Consider the following 940-nt stretch of genomic DNA (forward strand, 5'->3'; position numbering starts at 1 on the left):
CAGTTCGAGCAGATGTGCACGGCCATGTTTTCCACCACGCCCAGCACCGGAATGTTGACCTTGCGGAACATTTCGACGCCCTTGCGAGCGTCCAGCAATGCCAGGTCCTGCGGGGTGGTGACGATGACGGCGCCGGCCACCGGGACTTTCTGCGCCAGGGTCAGCTGGATGTCGCCGGTGCCTGGCGGCATGTCGATGACCAGGTAATCCAGATCGCCCCAGGCAGTCTGGGTGACCAGTTGCAGCAAGGCACCGGAAACCATCGGTCCGCGCCAGACCATTGGCGTGTTGTCGTCGGTGAGGAAGGCCATGGACATGACTTCGACGCCGTGGGACTGGATCGGTACGAACCACTTCTGATCTTTGATCTGCGGGCGGGTGCCTTCGGCGATGCCGAACATGATGCCCTGGCTCGGACCGTAGATGTCGGCGTCTAGAATCCCGACCTTGGCGCCTTCGCGGGCGAGGGCCAGTGCCAGGTTGGCCGCGGTGGTGGATTTGCCCACGCCACCCTTGCCTGACGCCACGGCCACGACGTTTTTCACGTTGGCCAGCCCCGGGATCTGCGCCTGAGCCTTGTGTGCGGCAATCACGCTGGTGATGTCGACTTTTGCACTCGACACGCCATCGAGGCCTTGAATAGCCATTTCCAGCATCTGCGCCCAGCCACTCTTGAACAGACCGGCGGCGTAACCCAATTCGAGCTGGACGCTGACGCGGTCGCCCTGAATGTCGATGTTGCGCACGCACCCGGCGCTGACCGGGTCCTGGTTCAGATAAGGGTCGGTGTATTGGCGAAGGACGGCTTCCACCGCTGCGCGATTGACGGCGCTCATGGGCAACTCCGATAACAAGGCTGGAAAATCAGGCAGGTATCCTAACCGTTCTAGCTCAAGGACGGCATGCCCACTGATGATTTGTGGCAAACACATCCCTGTGG

The 940-nt window shown here is 61.6% G+C and carries 1 protein-coding gene; it reads right to left on the reverse strand.

Annotation, left to right across the window (positions count from 1 at the left end; genetic code table 11):
- Window positions 1-836, reverse strand: an 836-nt coding sequence (locus D8U18_RS23255; protein WP_131108543.1) for an Mrp/NBP35 family ATP-binding protein, incomplete at its 3' end; no start/stop codon positions are given.
- Between the last annotated feature and the right edge of the window lie 104 nt (window positions 837-940).

It is taken from the genome of Pseudomonas sp. Sample_10 (assembly GCF_004321495.1).
Classification (GTDB): Bacteria; Pseudomonadota; Gammaproteobacteria; order Pseudomonadales; family Pseudomonadaceae; genus Aquipseudomonas.